Annotated in this window: 13 protein-coding genes; 4 read left to right on the top strand and 9 right to left on the bottom strand. The window is 52.7% G+C overall.

Annotated elements, in window-relative coordinates:
• Positions 1 to 2 precede the first annotated feature (2 nt).
• The 3 genes from PsWM33_RS10125 to PsWM33_RS10135 form a co-directional block, all read right to left on the bottom strand.
• The gene (locus PsWM33_RS10125; RefSeq protein ID WP_063295014.1) at positions 3 to 1,286 is read right to left on the bottom strand and encodes a CaiB/BaiF CoA transferase family protein; all 1,284 of its coding nucleotides are present in this window, start codon (positions 1,284 to 1,286) and stop codon (positions 3 to 5) included.
• A 197-nt stretch (positions 1,287 to 1,483) separates the two neighbouring features.
• Positions 1,484 to 2,314 carry an alpha/beta hydrolase family esterase gene (locus PsWM33_RS10130; protein ID WP_208994501.1) on the bottom strand — a complete coding sequence of 277 codons (831 nt, stop codon included), beginning with the start codon at positions 2,312 to 2,314 and terminating at the stop codon, positions 1,484 to 1,486.
• Positions 2,315 to 2,474: 160 nt separating this feature from the next.
• Positions 2,475 to 3,260, bottom strand: a complete 786-nt coding sequence (locus PsWM33_RS10135; RefSeq protein ID WP_063300130.1) for a potassium channel family protein — start codon at positions 3,258 to 3,260, stop codon at positions 2,475 to 2,477.
• Positions 3,261 to 3,469: 209 nt separating this feature from the next.
• Between PsWM33_RS10135 and PsWM33_RS10140 the strand changes: the two genes are divergently transcribed.
• From PsWM33_RS10140 to PsWM33_RS10150, 3 genes are all read left to right on the top strand, one after another.
• On the top strand, positions 3,470 to 4,390 hold the full coding sequence (locus tag PsWM33_RS10140) for an SDR family NAD(P)-dependent oxidoreductase (protein WP_063300131.1): 921 nt from the start codon (positions 3,470 to 3,472) through the stop codon (positions 4,388 to 4,390).
• Between the two features lie 219 nt (positions 4,391 to 4,609).
• The gene (locus tag PsWM33_RS10145) at positions 4,610 to 5,764 is read left to right on the top strand and encodes an efflux RND transporter periplasmic adaptor subunit (RefSeq protein WP_208994502.1); all 1,155 of its coding nucleotides are present in this window, start codon (positions 4,610 to 4,612) and stop codon (positions 5,762 to 5,764) included.
• 3 nt (positions 5,765 to 5,767) lie between these two features.
• Entirely contained in the window at positions 5,768 to 8,953 is a 3,186-nt protein-coding gene (locus tag PsWM33_RS10150) for an efflux RND transporter permease subunit (RefSeq protein ID WP_063300132.1), read from the top strand.
• Between the two features lie 52 nt (positions 8,954 to 9,005).
• On the opposite strand, the gene PsWM33_RS10155 is transcribed toward PsWM33_RS10150, so the two are convergent.
• Positions 9,006 to 10,256: a cyclic nucleotide-binding domain-containing protein gene (locus tag PsWM33_RS10155; protein WP_063300133.1), complete on the bottom strand. Its 1,251-nt coding sequence runs from the start codon at positions 10,254 to 10,256 to the stop codon at positions 9,006 to 9,008.
• A 289-nt stretch (positions 10,257 to 10,545) separates the two neighbouring features.
• Between PsWM33_RS10155 and PsWM33_RS10160 the strand changes: the two genes are divergently transcribed.
• Positions 10,546 to 11,541 (top strand): hypothetical protein, encoded by a 996-nt coding sequence (locus PsWM33_RS10160; RefSeq protein WP_208994503.1) that lies wholly within the window; start codon positions 10,546 to 10,548, stop codon positions 11,539 to 11,541.
• A gap of 200 nt (positions 11,542 to 11,741) precedes the next feature.
• On the opposite strand, the gene PsWM33_RS10165 is transcribed toward PsWM33_RS10160, so the two are convergent.
• The 5 genes from PsWM33_RS10165 to PsWM33_RS10185 form a co-directional block, all read right to left on the bottom strand.
• Positions 11,742 to 12,521 carry an ABC transporter ATP-binding protein gene (locus PsWM33_RS10165; RefSeq protein ID WP_057461711.1) on the bottom strand — a complete coding sequence of 260 codons (780 nt, stop codon included), beginning with the start codon at positions 12,519 to 12,521 and terminating at the stop codon, positions 11,742 to 11,744.
• Positions 12,518 to 13,273, bottom strand: coding sequence for an ABC transporter ATP-binding protein (locus tag PsWM33_RS10170; RefSeq protein WP_063295022.1), 756 nt, complete (start codon positions 13,271 to 13,273; stop codon positions 12,518 to 12,520). Before PsWM33_RS10170 ends, PsWM33_RS10165 begins: the two co-directional genes overlap by 4 nt.
• 12 nt (positions 13,274 to 13,285) lie before the next feature.
• A complete protein-coding gene (locus PsWM33_RS10175) occupies positions 13,286 to 14,440 on the bottom strand; it encodes a branched-chain amino acid ABC transporter permease (RefSeq protein WP_446737446.1) in 1,155 nt (384 codons plus the stop codon).
• A 7-nt stretch (positions 14,441 to 14,447) separates the two neighbouring features.
• Complete coding sequence (locus tag PsWM33_RS10180; protein WP_057461714.1) at positions 14,448 to 15,476, bottom strand: branched-chain amino acid ABC transporter permease; 1,029 nt, start codon at positions 15,474 to 15,476, stop codon at positions 14,448 to 14,450.
• Between the two features lie 119 nt (positions 15,477 to 15,595).
• The gene (locus PsWM33_RS10185) at positions 15,596 to 16,942 is read right to left on the bottom strand and encodes a substrate-binding protein (RefSeq protein WP_193778206.1); all 1,347 of its coding nucleotides are present in this window, start codon (positions 16,940 to 16,942) and stop codon (positions 15,596 to 15,598) included.
• Between the last annotated feature and the right edge of the window lie 288 nt (positions 16,943 to 17,230).

The raw sequence follows: 17,230 nt of genomic DNA on the forward strand, positions 1-17,230 counted from the left end.
ATTTATGAATCTCCCAGTGACACGACACCGCGAGCAGCGAGATCGTCAATTTCTTCTTTGGTTTTTTGCAGGTACTTGGTCAGCACTTCAATGCTGTCTTCGCCAAGGGTCGGCGGAGCTTTCCTGTATGTAACTGGCGTCTTGCTGTAGTTGATCGGGTTGCCAATCAGGCTCACTTGACCATCATCAGACTGCTTGTGTGGCAGAGAAATCTTCATACCACGATGTAGAATCTGCGGATCGCTGAACACGCCAGCCAGATCATTCACCGGACCACAGGGAACACCAACAGCCTCAAGCTCATCCGTCCAATGCTGCGCACCCTGTTTGATTGTGAACTGACGCAGCAATGGCACCAGTTCAGCACGATTGCGCACGCGGTCAGCGTTGGTTGCAAAGCGAGGATCAGTGCTCAATTCAGGACACCCCAGAATCTCACAGAAACGCTGGTACTGCGCATCGTTGCCAACAGCCACCATGAAGTCCTTGTCAGAGGCCGGGAAGGTCTCATAAGGCACGATGGTTGGGTGCGCATTGCCAAGCCGTTTTGGGATGTTACCGTCGGTTAGATAGGAAAGGCCTTGGTTGATCAGCCATGCCACCTGACAGTCCAGTAAGGAGATGTCGATGTGCTGACCTTCACCGCTTTTCTCGCGGTGGTGCAGAGCTGCCAAAATGGCGTTGCAGGCATACATCCCGCACATCACATCAGCAATGCCGACACCGATCTTGGTTGGGCTGCCGCCTTCCTCCTCAGGATGCCCCGTGATGCTCATGATCCCGCCCATGGCCTGAATCAGCGCATCATAGCCAGCCCGATGTGAGTAAGGGCCAGTTTGGCCAAAACCGGTAATGGAGCAGTAGATCAGCCGATCATTCTTCGCACGCAGGTCGTCATAACCGAGGCCCTTGCGGGCAAGGTCACCAACCTTGAAATTCTCGATAACGATGTCAGCGGTAGCCGCCAGTTCTTTGAGCATCTCCACGCCTTCTTCAGAACGCATGTCGATGCCGAGAGAATGTTTGTTGCGGTTGGAACTGAGATAATACGCGCTTTCGCCAGTATCCGCGCCGCCTTTGCCTTTCAGGAAGGGAGGCCCCCATTTGCGGGTGTCATCCCCGCGTGTTGGGTGTTCAATCTTGATGATTTCAGCGCCCATATCACCCAGCAGCTGGGTGCAGGTTGGGCCTGCCAGAATGCGCGAAAGGTCAAGCACCACAAGGCCATCCAAAGGTCCTTTAGTGGTAGAGGACTGGTGCTGTTCACCGTCTACTAGAGAATTCAAACCGTCTAATCCATTGGTTTTGAGGCAAGATTGACCGCAAATGGAGGGTGACTGACCATGTCATGTACAGCAATCCAGCAGATTTTGGAGAGACGTTAGAGCACTCAGAAAAGGCCCACCACAACAATCTGAAAAATCACACAGTATCGTGATGACCCGTGAAATTTGAAGTTTCTACCGTGATAAACCTGTGGGTTTTACCAGTGCTTTGTGTTGGCAAGATCAAGCCATGCACGCCGGATCCAGTTGGCCTTCATGGAGTGGCCTCCATCATGCAGGCAAAGCTCCAGCTTCTCGCCTTTGGCAGACCACACATCACACTGCAACTCACCAGCGCTGATGGATGTCGGCTTAGTGTCATAAAGACCAGCTTGCCGCTTCCAGACATCCAGACTGTCAAACACATCGGCCTGATGCCAGTTCGCGCCAATAGCGCGGCCCACCATCGGAACGGTTTTATCTTCAACGCCGTGGGTGTGATAAAAGTAGGTCAGCGGAGAAGGACAGGTTGCTGGGATCGGATCCCAAAAGGCACCGGCAATCGGTGCGAAACCGGCATAGTTCTCGCCCTTGTAACAGGCCAGATTCCAAACCATGGACCCCCCCATTGAAAAGCCTGAGAGTAGAATTTTTTTGCGGTCGATTGGGAAACGATCGGAGACATCACTCAGCATCTCATCAAAAAATTTAAACTCGTCACGATCCTGACTTGGAGAGCCGGGAAAGGACCAGGAACCGCCGATGCCCTGCGGGACAATGAGGGCAACTCCAAGCTCGTTTGCAAGATTGCGCAGAGCTTTATTCTGGATGGCGCGATCAGCTTTGCCCTTCCACCCGTGTAGGTAGATTATGGCGCCAATCTGTTCATCATCAGCCGGAGAATCCGGAAGTGCAACATAGTATTCACCGCTCTCAACTTCACAGGGAGCAGTCACACCACAGGTCGCTTCCTCTGCCATTGTCGCATTGGGAACCAACCCGGAAATAACCACGGTAGCAAACGTAATCGCACTTGTAAGAAGGCTCATGCCCATTCCACTTCTTGCCGCTCTCTCGGATTAAACCTATTGAAACTCATGGATAAATCCAGGAATTGCCGAGATTAATTTTGTTTATGCTAACATACGCCTCAAGGGCGGTCTTACTCTCAAAATTGATGCCGTCATTTACAGCTTACCGCGAGAGGGCCTACTGCCATTCCCCTTCCGTGGGAATGTGCAAAGTATTGCCGCAATGCTTGCAGTGAACGGCGTCATTATCGTGACGATTAAGGCCACAATCAGGACAGGCATATTTTACTTTAGACGGACGGAAAATGGTCTGGATCAGTCGCAAAAACAGTGCCACGCCAAACACCATGATGACGATTGTAATCCCGCGGCCCATCGTATCCGTCATGGTGATGTCGCCATAACCAGTCGTCGTCAGCGTTGTGACGGTAAAGTACAGCGCATCCATGTAGGAGTTGATGTCCGGGTTCAGGTGTGCCTCAATTACATAAACAATCGCGCTCACCATAAACACGAAGACCAGCAGGTTCATCGCTGAGTTGATGATCTCTTCATGCTCTTTGAACCACGAGAACGTCTCCCGCAAATCCTTCACCACATGGTAGGAGCGCAGCAACCGCAACATGCGGATCACGCGCAGGAAGCCGAGGTTCTCGATGAGGGCTTCAGCAAACAAGGACAGGATCACAATGAGGTCTGCAATGGCCGTGCTGTCAAAGGCCGCTCGGATAGGCCTTAGCGCAATTGTGAGACGGAACCCGTAGTCAATCAGCAGAATGAACCCGATGGCCCAGTCCAGCCGCGGATAGCCTTCCAGCTGGGGAAGCGTTGCAGAAAGCACGAAGTAGAGGATCGTGACCACATCAAACATCAGCAAGCCGATACGCCAGGAACGTCCAGCAGTGGTCTGCCCGAAGTACAGACGTCGCAAAGCACCCCTGAAATCGGTTATTGCTTCCTGCATAAAATTAGATCCCTCAATCCCGATAGCGTGCCCAGATAAAATCTACTAGCAAATGTGGGCATTTCTGCAAAGTCACTCAAGCTCGTCACGCATAAACTTTCGTGTGAGCGGTGCTATCTTGACCTGGCAAGAAAACAGTTACGCTTTCCCTCCGTGAGTTTATCGAAAAATTCTGCAACTGATTAAAGGGTTTCTGCTCTACTTCTGGCATGAAGAAAGCCAAGGCCATTCCGGTGCCACCACCTCCCGGGTATTTGGAGGAATGGCGGGCAACCAACAACACCTGTCTGGTAACGGGCGCGACGGATGGCATCGGCAGAGCGCTTGCGATCCGTCTGGCTGATGCTGGCCAAACCCTCGTCATTGTGGGGCGTTCTAAGGAGAAAGTGAGCGCCGTCCTCAAGGATGTTGGCGACGCCGGCCCCCATCGCTCCCACCGTGGCTTTGTCGCAGACCTCTCCCTCATCTCAGAGGTAGATCGTCTTGCCGATGAGATCTCGCAAAAGCTGCCGGACCTGAGCCGTATCGTCCTCTGCGCTGCCGAAACGCCGGGGTTTCGCGGCATTACAGGAGAGGGGATTGAGGCGGGGTTTGCGGTCATCTACCTCAGCAGATTTCAGCTGCTGAACAAACTCACACCTCTCCTCAAGCAGCAACAGGCGCCAAGGATTGTCTCCTTCGCCAGTCCGGTCACGAAGTTCGAACGACCAGACACGAGTGCGCTCAATGATCCTGATTGCACACTCGACAGCTGGGATCGCAGAACAGCACACACCAACTGTAATCTGCTCTTCTTGATGGAACTGGCTGAACAGTTGAAGAACACAGACATCTGCATCAACGCGTTCGGTCCCGGCCTTGTGCTGACCAAACAAATGCAGGGGTACAGCGTCATGAGACGGTTCTGTCTTGGCATGAAAAGCTCGCTGGTCGGCAAGTCCGCCCCCTATGCGGCCTTACCAGCTATGCACATGCTGCTCTCTCCGGACTTTGCGGACAAAACCGGAGGGTTCTATGAATGCGGAACAAAAATCCCGCCGGACAAGCAAATCCTGAGCAAAGAAATCCGCCAGCAATTCTGGACAGAAACCTCTCAGCTTGTGCACCTGGCACAGGCAAACAAGGGGTAAAAATTTCCAGAAACCGCTTTTTGTGACACCAGTCACGGGCTTTCCCTCGCGAAAGTGGGAGGACAAATGCACTTCTCAGTCTGACTTGATTTGCACGTTGCCAGGGGACCTTGGCAGCGAAGAATCGAGCTGTGCCCAAAGCCATCAAGGATTGAGTTACTTCCCTAGGGTAATGTTAGGCAAGTGCTGCCAGCAATTCTCAATGTGTAAGAGTAAAAAATGAACAACAAAATGGAATTCCCTGCCGGCCGGAATGGAAATCTGCTTTCATCAACGCGCAAAGCCGCCCTCGCATTTCTGGGAGCGTCTCTTGGCACATTTATTATGTCCTCGGCAGTCTTCGCTCAGGAAACTCCCCCCCCTCCAGGTGTTATTGTTGAGCCTGCACGCGAAGAAGTTATTGAAGAAGAACGTGTTTTCTCTGGCCGTACCGAGGCAATCAGTCAGGTCGCACTCATTGCCCGCGTTGGCGGGTTTCTGGAACCGCTGGAGTTCAAAGAAGGCCAGACAGTTCAACAAGGCGACCTGCTTTTTGTGATCCAGCAGGAACCCTATGAGTTCTCAGTAGAGCAATCCCAAGCCAATCTGGAAAGTGCTCAGGCAAAGGTCGATTTGGCAAAAGTTGACTTTGACCGCAAGGAGCAGCTCGTCAACCGGGATACGATCTCGGTCTCTGAACTTGATACAGCCCGCGCGAACCTGAAAGAGGCCAACGCCACTCTTGCTCTGCGTCAGGCAGATCTGAAACTCTCTGAACTGGATCTGAGCTACACCGAAATCCGCGCTCCACTGGATGGTCAGATCGGAACTGCTGCCTTTAAAGAAGGTGCCTACGTCAATGCCAACAGCGGAACTCTGGCAACCATCACGTCATTGAACCCCATTCGCGTGGCGTTCCCGGTTCCACAAGCACTGATCTTGCAATCTCAGCGCGCCAACAACTTCGTCACCAATAACATACTCATCCGAATCCGCCTGTCAGATGGCAAGTTCTACCAGCACAACGGAAAACTGGACTTCCTTGAAGCAGAAGCCAACCCGGGCACAGACACCGTCACCGCTTATGCAATCTTTGAAAATCCTGACCACCTGCTTTTCGATCACCAATTGGTTGATGTTGTTGCCAACGCCAAAGATGCCACGCCTGTATTGGTTGTTTCTCAATCCGCACTGCTGCTGGATCAGGAAGGCCCGTATGTGCTGAAGGTGAATGACAAAGACGTGGTCGAGCAGCAGCGCATCGCCGTTGTCGACCAGATCAACGGTCTTGTGATTGTTGGAAGTGGCCTCGAAAAAGGTGACCTGGTGATCACATCCGGCATCCAGAAAGTCCGTCCCGGAATTAAAGTCAACGCACAGCTGGCAGGTCAATAAACCATGATCTATGACATGTTTATTCGCCGACCTCGGCTGGCGATGGTGATTTCGATTCTCATAGTCGTGGTCGGTGCGATCTCGATTTACTCAATTCCGGTATCTCAATACCCGACCATTGCTCCCCCAACCGTGCAGGTCAACGCCACTTACATCGGTGCGGATGCGTTGACGGTGGAAGAGAGTGTTGGCCAGCTTGTTGAAGGGGCAGTCAACGGCGTAGACGGCATGCGCTATATGAAGTCGTCGTCTTCCAGTGATGGCACCTACTCGCTAACGGTCTACTTCGATCTGACAACGGACCCGGATATCAATGCGGTGAACGTTCAGAACCGAATAAGTACCATCGAGAGTAAGCTCCCGCAGGAAGTTAGGGATCAGGGCGTCAACGTCACCAAAAAGGCCGGTGATCTCCTGCAGGCGATTTCTTTTTATTCGCCGGATGAGACACATGATGGCCTCTTCATTTCCAACTACGTCACCATCAACATCGTAGACGAACTGAAGCGTATTCCAGGTGTGGGGGACGCCAGCGTATTCGGCGCGCAGGATTACTCCATGCGCATCTGGCTGGACCCGGTCAAACTCAGAGCCCTCAACCTGACAGCAGAAGATGTGATCTCTGCGGTCCAATCACAAAACAAACAAGCTGCTGTTGGTCGTATCGGTGCAGCTCCTCTGGCCGCTGATCAGCAACTTCAGCTGACAGTCACAGCAAAAGGCCGTTTGAACACGGTTGAAGAATTCCAGAACATCGTTCTGCGCGCAAATCCTGACGGCTCTGTGGTTCACCTGAGAAATGTCGCCCGCGTAGAACTCAGCAGCGCCTCCTATGACATATTAGCAGAATACAACCAGCAACCAACAGCGATGGTGGGGATTTACCTGTCCCCGGGCGCAAACGCTGTGGCTGTGTCAGAAGCGGTCAACGAGCGTATCGCGTATCTGGCGGAGCGCTTCCCGGAAGACCTCACATACATCTCCATCTTCGATACCTCACTCTTCGTGAATGAGATGATTTCGAAGGTGATCCACACACTGCTGGAAGCTTTCGTGCTTGTGACCATTGTGGTCTACGTCTTCCTTGGCAAATTCCGCGCAACCCTCATTCCGCTGATTGCTGTTCCGGTATCCATCATTGGCGCTGTCGCGGTGGCCTTCATGATGGGGTACACGGCCAACACCATCTCACTGCTGGCCTTGGTGCTTGCCATCGGCATTGTAGTGGATGATGCGATCATCGTGGTTGAGAACGTTGAACGCATTATGCATGAGCACCCCGATCTCACACCTGCTCAGGCAACGTCAAAAGCAGTTGGAGAAATCGCTGCCCCTGTGCTGGCAACCACGCTGGTGCTGCTCTCTGTGTTCGTACCTGTGGCCTTCCTGCCAGGCTCATCCGGTGTGCTCTTTAGAGAGTTCGCGGTCTCCATTTCCGCGGCAATGGTGATCTCCACAATCAACGCGTTGTCACTGTCTCCTGCTCTTTGCGCTATCTTGATGAAATCAGAAGACCTGACAGGCGTCATGGCCAAGGTTTCCAAAAAGATTGATGACGTCGGCCATAGTTATGCTGGTCTAATTAAGCGCATCGCAAAAATGTCGCTGCTTTCGCTGCCTGTAGTGGTGGGTTTCGCGCTCTTTGGTTTCCTGGTTGTTTCCAACACCCCAGATGGCTTTGTCCCGGATGAAGACAAAGGCTACGCCATGGTGCTGGTCAATTTGCCTCCGGGTGCGTCTCGCAACCGAACTGAAGCGGTCATGCGCAAAGCCGACGATATCATCCGCAAAGACCCGGCAGTCAACTCCACCACAATGATCATCGGGCTCGACCTGTTGGCAGGTGGCGGCTCATCACCAAACGCAGGCGTTTTCTTCGTCAAACTCAAGGATTATGAGGAACGTCCATCACGTGAACTGTCTTCTTTCGCCTTCGTTTATAGAACATACGGAGCTTTGGCAGGCATTCCGGAAGCAACCTTCTTCCCGGTCAACCCAGCTGCAATCGATGGTCTCGGCACGGTAGGTGGCTTTGAGTTCATCATGGAGGCACTGGAAGGTCAGGATCCAACGGTTCTTGCGCAAATTTCCCGCTCCTTGATTGTAGCAGCCAATGAAGCGCCTGATATCGCTTCCTTCTTCACCACCTTCAATGCAAACACCCCACAATTGAATGTGAAGCTGGATCGTGAGCGTGCTCAGGTGCTTGGCCTGAATGTGGCAAGTGTTTACAACGCATTGCAAGCCACGCTGGGCGGTTATTACATCAACGACTTCAACCTCTACGGTCGCACATGGACCGTTCGCCTGCAGGCAGAGCAGAAGTATCGCTCTGGTGTTGAAGACATCGGCTCCATCTTTGTCCGTTCAGACACAGGTGAGATGGTTGAACTGTCCTCCGTCGTGCAGACTGAGCTGTCGCGTGGGGCAAACACCATCACGCGCTACAACAACTACCGCGCAGTCGCGTTCAACGGCAATGCAGCCCCGGGTGCAGGCTTGGGTGAAGCTTTGACGGCGATGGATGGGGTAGCGGCCAAAGCACTGCCAAAAGGCTACGCCTATGAATGGACGGGGCTGGCACTGGAACAGAAAGAAGCTGCGGGGCAAACTGCACTGGTACTGGGGCTAGCCTTCCTGTTTGCCTATCTGTTCCTTGTGGCGCTTTATGAAAGTTGGAACACACCCATTCCCGTTCTGCTTTCGGTCGCTCCTGCCTTGGCAGGTGCCTTGTTGAGCCTCTGGATCTTCGGTCTGGCGTTCGATCTGTATGCGCAGATTGGTATGGTCATTCTGATTGCGCTGGCGGGTAAAAATGCGATCCTGATGAACGAGTTTTCACTCGAAAAACGCATTGATGGCATGGGGATCTACGAGTCCGCAATTGAAGGTGCTCGTTTGCGCTTCCGCCCGGTGATGATGACATCACTTGCCTTCTCCGCCGGTCTTGTACCGTTGGTCATCGCATCCGGCCCTGGTGCTGGAGCTATGGTTGCGGTGGGTGTGCCGGTGCTGGCAGGCATGCTGTTCTCAGCTACCATTGGTATCTTCCTCATCCCGACCCTTTACGTCAGCTTCCAATGGATGCGCGAAAAGGCTGGTTGGACCATCGAGGAAGGCCGTGCGGCAAGAGGATCTGGTGGTGAACTGGCCATTGATGCCAAGGAAGACAAACCATCTGAAAATTGATCTGAAAATGATCCTGATGACAATGAAAAAGGCGCCTCTGGCGCCTTTTTTGTTATGCAACACGCAGCAAGGCGAACCAGTAAAATGCCGCAAGCCCGGCAATCGCGTGGCTGGTGGAAACCGCCACCCATGACCGGCGATGCTGGAACATCACCCCCCAATAAAAACTCACCATAAACGTCAGTAAAACCGCCAGTTTGGAATAGGGCAGGTGGATGATAGAAAAGGCAACAGAAGCTGCAAAATTGCCCCAGAACACAGAGGAGAGCTTATGCGGCCCCAAGGCCGCAGTCACCGGAACCTGCATGCCACACCGAACAATGAACTGCTGAATAGGGCACATCACCAGCGCATAGAAAACCGCAAAGGCAACCTCAGGCCATCCCATAAACGGTCCTTGTACCTGATGCGTGAGAAAGTAGAAGGAAAACGACTCTTCTGAAGGATGCACAATGTACCGGGTCACTGCCATCACGAGAATGATCGGAACAGTCATCACCACCCCATAACCGAACTGGCTCGGGAGATGGCTGAATTCAAGCCCGAAGATGCGTGGCGGCAAATAAAGGTTTTTCATGATGTAAAACAGAATTGCCGCAAGAATGAAGTTCAGGCTCAAGCTGTAAACCGTCATCGCAATAAAGCCGTAGCCGTAATCATCAAACGTATTTTTGTAGAGGCTGATGAACAACGCAAATGACGACATGGCGATCATGTTCGCCACCAGCAAAACCGCATAGGCCTGCAAACGTCGTGACCGGATCTTGATCTCTTCCAGTACTCGGGAACTGCTTTGTTCCAGTTGATGCGCCGCCTGCCGGGCAAAATAGCGAAACAGCATGGAGTTGGTTTCAGTCGAGGTCGGCAGAGTGCCGTATCTGTTCCAGCTTAGCGAGGCGACAACCGTATCCCGTTTGGCCCGAACACTTGCGATGTAGCTTTGCGGCCCGACATGGGCACGAATATAGGCCAGTTCTCCCGCCACATCACCCGCTTTCAGGTGACCCAGAACAGTATCTGCCCCGTCCTGATCTTCTTTGATAACTTCCAGATCCCCTTCAAGAATGATGAAAAACCGATCAGCGCTTTGCCCTTGCACCAGCAAATCCTCATGGGCTTTGAGGGAGTAGTACTGGGCACAATCCAGCACCTCACGAATAACAGGCTGGGTTGGCAAACCAAGATCGAGAAGCCGCTGATGCAACTGCGTGCGATGGCGCGGGATATTGCCGTAGCTCACCTCAAGCCGTGATTTGTTTTTTTTAGGAGACTGTTCCTCATCGCGCTGGGACAGGAAGCGCATCTATGGGCCTTCTTTCAGTAACATCCTCGGCTGATCAGCCTTGTCGCGGATTTTACCCTGCCCGCGCCATCCTGCATGCACTTTGGCAAATCATGGTAATCCTGCGCCAATGGGATCTCTCAAATGCCATTCAACTCTATAGCGTATTCCCGAGAAGGGGCGGGTTTTCAGGTAAGAACAGGTGCCAAACTCTAAGGCTTTAGGGAATCTCTGGAAATGGTGGGAAAGATTTCAGAGTGGCGCCAAACAACCGTGCACGCTTAGATATCGAAAAGCGCAGGAGGGTTGGTTGGTCTTTTCATTGCTGCAATATAAATCCTATCAGTGGATGCCGCGAGACAGAGAGGAAAATCACTGCAAGTTTATCTCCAGCAGAGGCTTCGCCAAAACCTGCCAAAGCCGGAACCAGAAACTTAAGTCCTCAGTCCCTGATCTCGACGATGACCTGCTGGAGCATCATCATAACGGTGCTACGCTTTACATCACCACCGACGCCCTGCCGTACTTCGTCCAAACCAAACTGCTGCACATTCGCGAACCATTCGTCCTGCTCAGTGGAGACAGTGATCTGCCCATAGGGCCGGACACAACCCTGCCAAACACGCTGTCCTCACTTGATCTGAAGAACCTGCTATCCCATCCGCTACTGGTTGCATGGTACGCGCAGAACTTGGCTATCGAGCACGAGAAAGTCTTCAACCTGCCCATCGGTTTGGACTACCACACCATGACCGCCCGCAAGTCTCACGCCTGGGGGACCTTCCAGACACCGCTTGAGCAGGAAGAGTGCCTGCGCGCTGTGATCGCCAGCGCTGCCTCATTGGAAGACCGAGAAGTCCGAGCCTACTGCAACTGGCACCATGCAGCGCATCGCGGAGACAGAGCAGAGGTGATTGAAGTGGTTGATGATACCACCGCCTATTTTGAAAATGAGCACCTTCCTCGCGAACAGTCATGGCGTAAAAACGTACAGTTCCTCTTCACGATCAGTCCTTTTGGGGACGGAATGGACTGCCACCGCACATGGGAAGCTTTGTTTCTTGGAGCAATTCCCATCGTTAAATCCTCCAGCCTGAACCCGCTGTTCAAAAACTTACCAGTCGTGGTTCTGGATGATTGGGTCGAGCTGACCAGTGAACGTCTACTTGAGGAGAAACAACAAATTCTGGCAGGAACCTTTGACTTTTCCAGTCTCTACCTGAGTTTCTGGCAAGATCGTTTTCAGGGGCATGAACCTGCGCGCCAAGCACCGCTGAGCTATCAGCAATTCCTGGATACCCTGTGAGAAACGATGCGCCCAAAAAGAAAAAGACCAGAGGAACGAATCCTCTGGTTCAGGTAAAGGGTCAATAGCCCTTGGGGGAACTTGATCGGGATCTCCAAGCATGCTGAAAAATGCTCAGAAACACCCTGCAAAATAAAGCAAGTTGCAAACTCAGAAATAACGCAACCTGCTTTTGCGGAGCTGACGCTCTAACAAAATCGTCAGATCGCCAGATAGGTTTGCCGTAGCTCTTCGTTGTCGAGCACTTCCTGTGCCGTGCCATCAAACACCACTTCGCCCATGTCCAGAATAACCGCACGGTCCGCAAGGTGCAGGGCAGCCACAGCGTTCTGCTCCACGATAATCGTCGTGATGCCCAGTTCCTTCACGTTCTCAAGAATGCGCTCAATCTCCTGAACGATCACCGGCGCGAGGCCCTCATACGGCTCATCCAGCAACAGCAGCTTCACATCACGAGCCAACGCACGGGCCACAGCCAGCATCTGCTGTTCGCCGCCAGACATGGTCACAGCTTCCTGCTTGGCACGCTCGGCAAGGCGAGGGAAGTGATCGTACAGGCGCTCAATCGACCAACCGTGCGGCTCCGAAATCTGCGCCAACTGAAGGTTTTCCTCAACGGTCAGCCCTGGAATGATCCGGCGATCTTCTTGCACCAGCTGGATCCCGTTCTGAGCTGCCAGATAGTTTGGCATCTCATGAATAGGTTTATGGTCCAGCCAGATCTCACCATGTGTCAGCTGCGGGTCGCTGGCACGTGCAATCGCGCGAAGAGTAGATGTCTTCCCAGCCCCATTTCGCCCCAGCAGTGCAAGGATCTCACCTTCGCGAATATCAAAGCTAACACCCTGAACAATATAACTTTCACCGTAGTAGGCATGCAAATCCCAAGCCGAGAAGTAGGCCGGAGCACCACCCTTGGAACGCACAGGCGTAACACCCGGTGCAGTCGCGCCTTTGAATTGATCTTCGAGAATGGTCATACGTGCGCCCCTCCCAGATAAGCTTCCTGAACGCGTGGATCGCCTTTGATGTCTTCTGGTTGCCCCTCAGCAATCACAGTGCCCTGTGCCAAAACGCTGATTTTGCTGGCGAGGGAGAACACCACATGCATGTCGTGCTCGATAACAATCTTGGTAATGCCGCGCTCACCAATACGCTTCAGCAGATCAATGGTGTTGTTGGTATCAGCACGAGACATGCCCGCTGTTGGCTCATCCAAAAGCAACAGTTTTGGATCCTGAACCAAACACATCGCCAGCTCCAGACGCCGCTTGTCACCTCGTGAAAGAGAGTCTGCAGTCATGTCTTTCTTATCTGCAAGCCCAACATCCTCAAGCATATGCATGGCTTTGTCGCGTATCTCGCCCTGACCATCCACACGAGCCCAAGCGTTCATGGTAAATGCCCCATCTCGCTTGGCCAGAGTTGGGATCATCACGTTTTCCTGCAAGGTCAGATCACCAAAGATCTCTGGCGTCTGAAACACGCGGGAAACACCTGCCTGATTGATCTCATGCGGCTTAGCACCAATGAGATCCTTACCCAGAAAGGTCACAGAGCCCGTATCAGGGATCAGGCGCCCTACAAAGCAATTGAGCAATGTGGATTTGCCCGCCCCGTTTGGCCCGATGATGGCATGCACATGCCCTTGCTCGATGGAAAGGTTCACGTCATCGAGAGCTTTCAGGCCACCAAAGCGCTTGTTCACGCCCTTAACACTAAGAATTTCCATGGTTGCCTCTCTCTATTCCGCTGCATTGGCTGATGCTGGAGAATGCGAATGACCTGTTCTCTTGCCAACACGCGAAGGTCTCCTGCGGAACAGCTTGGTAATCCGGTTGAAGCCTTCCATGATGCCGCCCGGCAGGAAGATCACGATCACCATGAACAATAAACCAAGCGTCAAATGCCAGCCTTCGCCCACAAACAAGCTTGCAAGGCTCACCACTGCTCCCTCCATGAAATCAGGCAGGAAGGAGAAAATGGCATGCAGTGTCTGCTCGTTATACGCAGAGAAGATGTTCTCGAAGTACTTGATGAGACCTGCACCTAGGATCGGTCCAAGCAGAGTGCCGGCACCACCAAGGATGGTCATCAAAACCACCTCACCAGATGCCGTCCACTGCATGCGTTCAGCACCCGCAAGTGGATCCGTCACGGCCAGCAGGCTACCTGCAACACCAGCAAACGTGCCGGAAATGACGAAAGCAGCAAGCGTGTAAGGTCGTGTATTGAGGCCGGTATAGCTCATGCGGTTCTGGTTGGATTTCACAGCACGCAGCATCATCCCGAATGGGCTGCGGAAAATGCGTTGTGAAATATAAAACCCGATGATGAGCAAAACAGCACAAAAGTAGAAACCCGAGTACCCGGTCATCTCAATCCCAAACAGATTGGAGATAAGCGGACCGGACGCTTCTGAAGTGCTGTCAAACAACCGTGGGTCAGATTGCAGCACCCGCAAGCCAGTCTCACCATTGGTGATTGGGGTTAGTACAGAGTACGCCAGATTATAGCTCATCTGCGCAAACGCCAGCGTCAGAATGGAAAAGTAAATGCCTGACCGGCGCAGCGAGATATACCCAATGGCTACCGCAAACAGGCTGGAAAACACCACGGAAAAGAGCAGTGCTGGAATAGGGTTCATTCCCAGCAGTTTGAAGCTCCAGACCGCGGCGTAAGACCCGATGCCCAGAAAAGCTGCATGACCAAAGCTGAGATAGCCAGTCAGGCCAAACAGCAGGTTGAAGCCCAGAGCAAACAGGCCGAAAATCGCGAACTTCTGCAAAAGGTCTGGGTACCCGGCACCAATCGGTGCCAGCCAGATCGGCATTGTTAGGATTGCAGCTGTAAACAGCACAAGCATGAGCAGGTCGGAGCGTGGAGAAATCTTGGTCATCATTGGCTCAAGTCTCCATCACGCCCTTGCGGCCCATAAGTCCACGTGGACGAACCAGAAGGATAATAACTGCAACAAGATAGATAATGATCTGGTCGATACCCGGCAGAATGGTCTTCACCTCATTCATACTCGCAAAGCTTTGCAAAATGCCCAGCAGGAAGCCAGCAGATACCGCACCAGGCAGAGAACCCATGCCACCCACGACCACCACCACGAAGGACAGCACGAGGAAGTCCATACCCATGTGGTAATCTGGCGGAAGGATCGGCGTGTACATAACGCCAGCGAGACCTGCGACGACGGCAGCAACGGCAAAGACCAGCGTAAAGCGACGCTCAATGTTGATGCCAAGAAGGCCAACAGTTTCACGGTCGGCCATGCCAGCGCGAACAACCATGCCAAAGGTCGTGAACTGCAGGAAGGCAAAGACCCCGCCAATCACGCTAAGCGAGAAGAACAGATACACAATGCGCCACTGCGGATAGACGACAGTTCCCGGATCAAAGCCGATCCAAATGCCCAGGTCCATCGCGCCGCGCACCATATCCGGTGCAGATTGTGGAATAGGGTTTGCTCCGAAGTAAGTTTTGATGATCTCTTGCAAAACAATGGCCAGACCAAAGGTCACAAGGATCTGCTCAGCATGCGGGCGCTTGTAGAAGTGGCGGATCAAACCACGTTCCATCACATACCCAACCAGCAGCATGACCGGAATGGCAAATGCGATAGACAATGGAACAGAGTAGTTCAGCATCGTCGTGCCAGTGTCACCCAGCCAAACCTCAATGTAAGGCACACGGGTTTCCAAAGGCGTGCCCCAGGCAGTGGTCTTGGTTGGATCGACAACAACCTGCTCAAGGCCAATCAGTTTATTGAAAGCTACGGCACAAAATGCGCCAAGCATAAACAAGGCCCCATGGGCGAAGTTCACAACTCCAAGCGTACCGAAGATAAGCGTTAGCCCAAGCGCAATCAAAGCATAGGCACCGCCCTTATCAAGGCCGTTGAGAATTTGAAGAACGATGGCGTCCATCCGCTCTTCTCCCTTTAAATTCGTGAGAAGGTGCAAGGCATCCAATGCGGAACATTAGTGGTTCAAGCAGGAGCCATTGCCCGGCTGCAAAAAAAACTGCAGCCGGGCAAACGGTGCTGTTAGACCTTGTAAGGTCCAAGCTCGCCACCAAAGATCTCTGGGTCATACGTGACCTGAGAAGCAGGTGTCACTTCAACAACTTCCAGAAGGTCAAACTGGGAAGTCGCGTTCTCGTTGCCTTTCACGACCAGCACATCCTTGAAGCACTGGTGATCAGAGCCGCGGTAAAGAGTTGGGCCGTTACCCATACCGTCGAACTGGTGATCTTCCAGAGCCTTGATAACCTCTGCTGGATTGAAGGTGCCCGCACGCTCACACGCATCTGCATAAAGCAGTGTCTGAACGTAGCAGGTGTGTGCAGCCTGGGATGGTGGGAAGCCATATTCCTGACCGAACGACTTAACAAAGGCCTTGGAACCTTCGTCCTGCAAGGACCAGTTCCAGTTGGTTGTGCCGTAAATGCCTTTGATGTTTTCGCCTGCACCCTGAGCCATAAGGCGGGAGTACAGTGGAACGATGATCTCAAAGTTCTTACCATTTACAAGCTTGTCACGCAGACCAAACTGAACAGCCTGTGTCAGCGAGTTGATCATGTCCTTACCGTAGTGGTTCAAGATCAACACATCAGCACCAGAGTTCAGAACAGGTGCAATGTACTGAGAGAAGTCACCAGCACCCAATGGAGTGCGGACTTTGTTGACGGTTTCCCAGCCAAGGCCTTCTGTGGTGTTGGCAATGGACTCTTCCTGTGTCCAACCCCACGTGTAGTCAGCTGTCAGGTGATAAGCGCGACGGTCTTTGCCCATCTCTTTTTCAAGCACAGGACCAAGCGCTGCACCGGACATGTAAGCGTTGAAGAAGTGGCGGAAGCCATAGCGCCGCTTGTCCTTGCCGGTAGTGTCATTGGAGTGGGTCAGGCCGCACATAAATACGACGCCCATTTCCTGCGCGAGAGACTGCTGTGCAATCGCCACGCCGGAAGACGAGCCACCAGACCACATGACAACGCCGTCTTTTTCGATCATGCGCTTTGCAGAGGCGCGGGCCGCATCAGACTTTGTTTGAGTATCACCGGTGACGTAATCAACTTTCTTGCCAAGAACGCCGTTACCATTGAGCGAAAGCGGCTTCATGGTGCTCAGCATACCGCCGTCACCTTCACCGTTCAGGTGCTTGACGGCCAGCTGATAAGCACGCAGCTCGTCAGCGCCTTCGTCAGCATATGCGCCTGTTTGTGGCACGTTGAAACCGAAGGTGACTGTTTTGGAATTGGTTGGGTCATTGCGGAAATTGGTTTCAGCCCAGGCGCTGCGGCTGATAATAGTTGGGGTCGCCAGAACCAGACTACTGGCTGCTCCTGCCTTCAATAGGCTACGCCGATTCATCGGCCTACGAATAATGCTCATGAAATCCTCCCGAAAGGCAAAATGCCCGAAATGACGTGATAGAGGTCCCGTCCTCCTAAGAACCTGCCGCGTTCACCATTCCTTGTTCACCAGAAACAGTTACGTCAGCTCACGCAAAGGAAAGCCTAGTTCGGTAGTATAATGAATCGCAATTCGACTTATGGTTTTTAAACCAAAGGTTAATACCAAGTAACATTACATTAGATGTTGTAAATCGTTTGTCCTATTTAGTTTTCAGGAAGTGCTGCACTGCAAATGTGACCTGAATGAAATAAATGCATTTTACGT

Origin of the sequence: Pseudovibrio sp. WM33 (assembly GCF_001623165.1) — a bacterium.
In the GTDB taxonomy this organism is placed as follows: Bacteria; Pseudomonadota; Alphaproteobacteria; order Rhizobiales; family Stappiaceae; genus Pseudovibrio.

Excerpts from the sequence above, each read along its gene's own strand:
- PsWM33_RS10130 (WP_208994501.1), bottom strand. The coding sequence starts at position 2,314 with ATGAGCCTTCTTACAAGTGCGATTACGTTTGCTACCGTGGTTATTTCC.
- PsWM33_RS10175 (WP_446737446.1), bottom strand. The coding sequence starts at position 14,440 with ATGACCAAGATTTCTCCACGCTCCGACCTGCTCATGCTTGTGCTGTTT.
- PsWM33_RS10135 (WP_063300130.1), bottom strand. The coding sequence starts at position 3,260 with ATGCAGGAAGCAATAACCGATTTCAGGGGTGCTTTGCGACGTCTGTAC.
- PsWM33_RS10185 (WP_193778206.1), bottom strand. The coding sequence starts at position 16,942 with ATGAGCATTATTCGTAGGCCGATGAATCGGCGTAGCCTATTGAAGGCA.
- PsWM33_RS10180 (WP_057461714.1), bottom strand. The coding sequence starts at position 15,476 with ATGGACGCCATCGTTCTTCAAATTCTCAACGGCCTTGATAAGGGCGGT.
- PsWM33_RS10170 (WP_063295022.1), bottom strand. The coding sequence starts at position 13,273 with ATGGAAATTCTTAGTGTTAAGGGCGTGAACAAGCGCTTTGGTGGCCTG.
- PsWM33_RS10155 (WP_063300133.1), bottom strand. The coding sequence starts at position 10,256 with ATGCGCTTCCTGTCCCAGCGCGATGAGGAACAGTCTCCTAAAAAAAAC.
- PsWM33_RS10165 (WP_057461711.1), bottom strand. The coding sequence starts at position 12,521 with ATGACCATTCTCGAAGATCAATTCAAAGGCGCGACTGCACCGGGTGTT.
- PsWM33_RS10140 (WP_063300131.1), top strand. The coding sequence starts at position 3,470 with ATGAAGAAAGCCAAGGCCATTCCGGTGCCACCACCTCCCGGGTATTTG.
- PsWM33_RS10150 (WP_063300132.1), top strand. The coding sequence starts at position 5,768 with ATGATCTATGACATGTTTATTCGCCGACCTCGGCTGGCGATGGTGATT.
- PsWM33_RS10145 (WP_208994502.1), top strand. The coding sequence starts at position 4,610 with ATGAACAACAAAATGGAATTCCCTGCCGGCCGGAATGGAAATCTGCTT.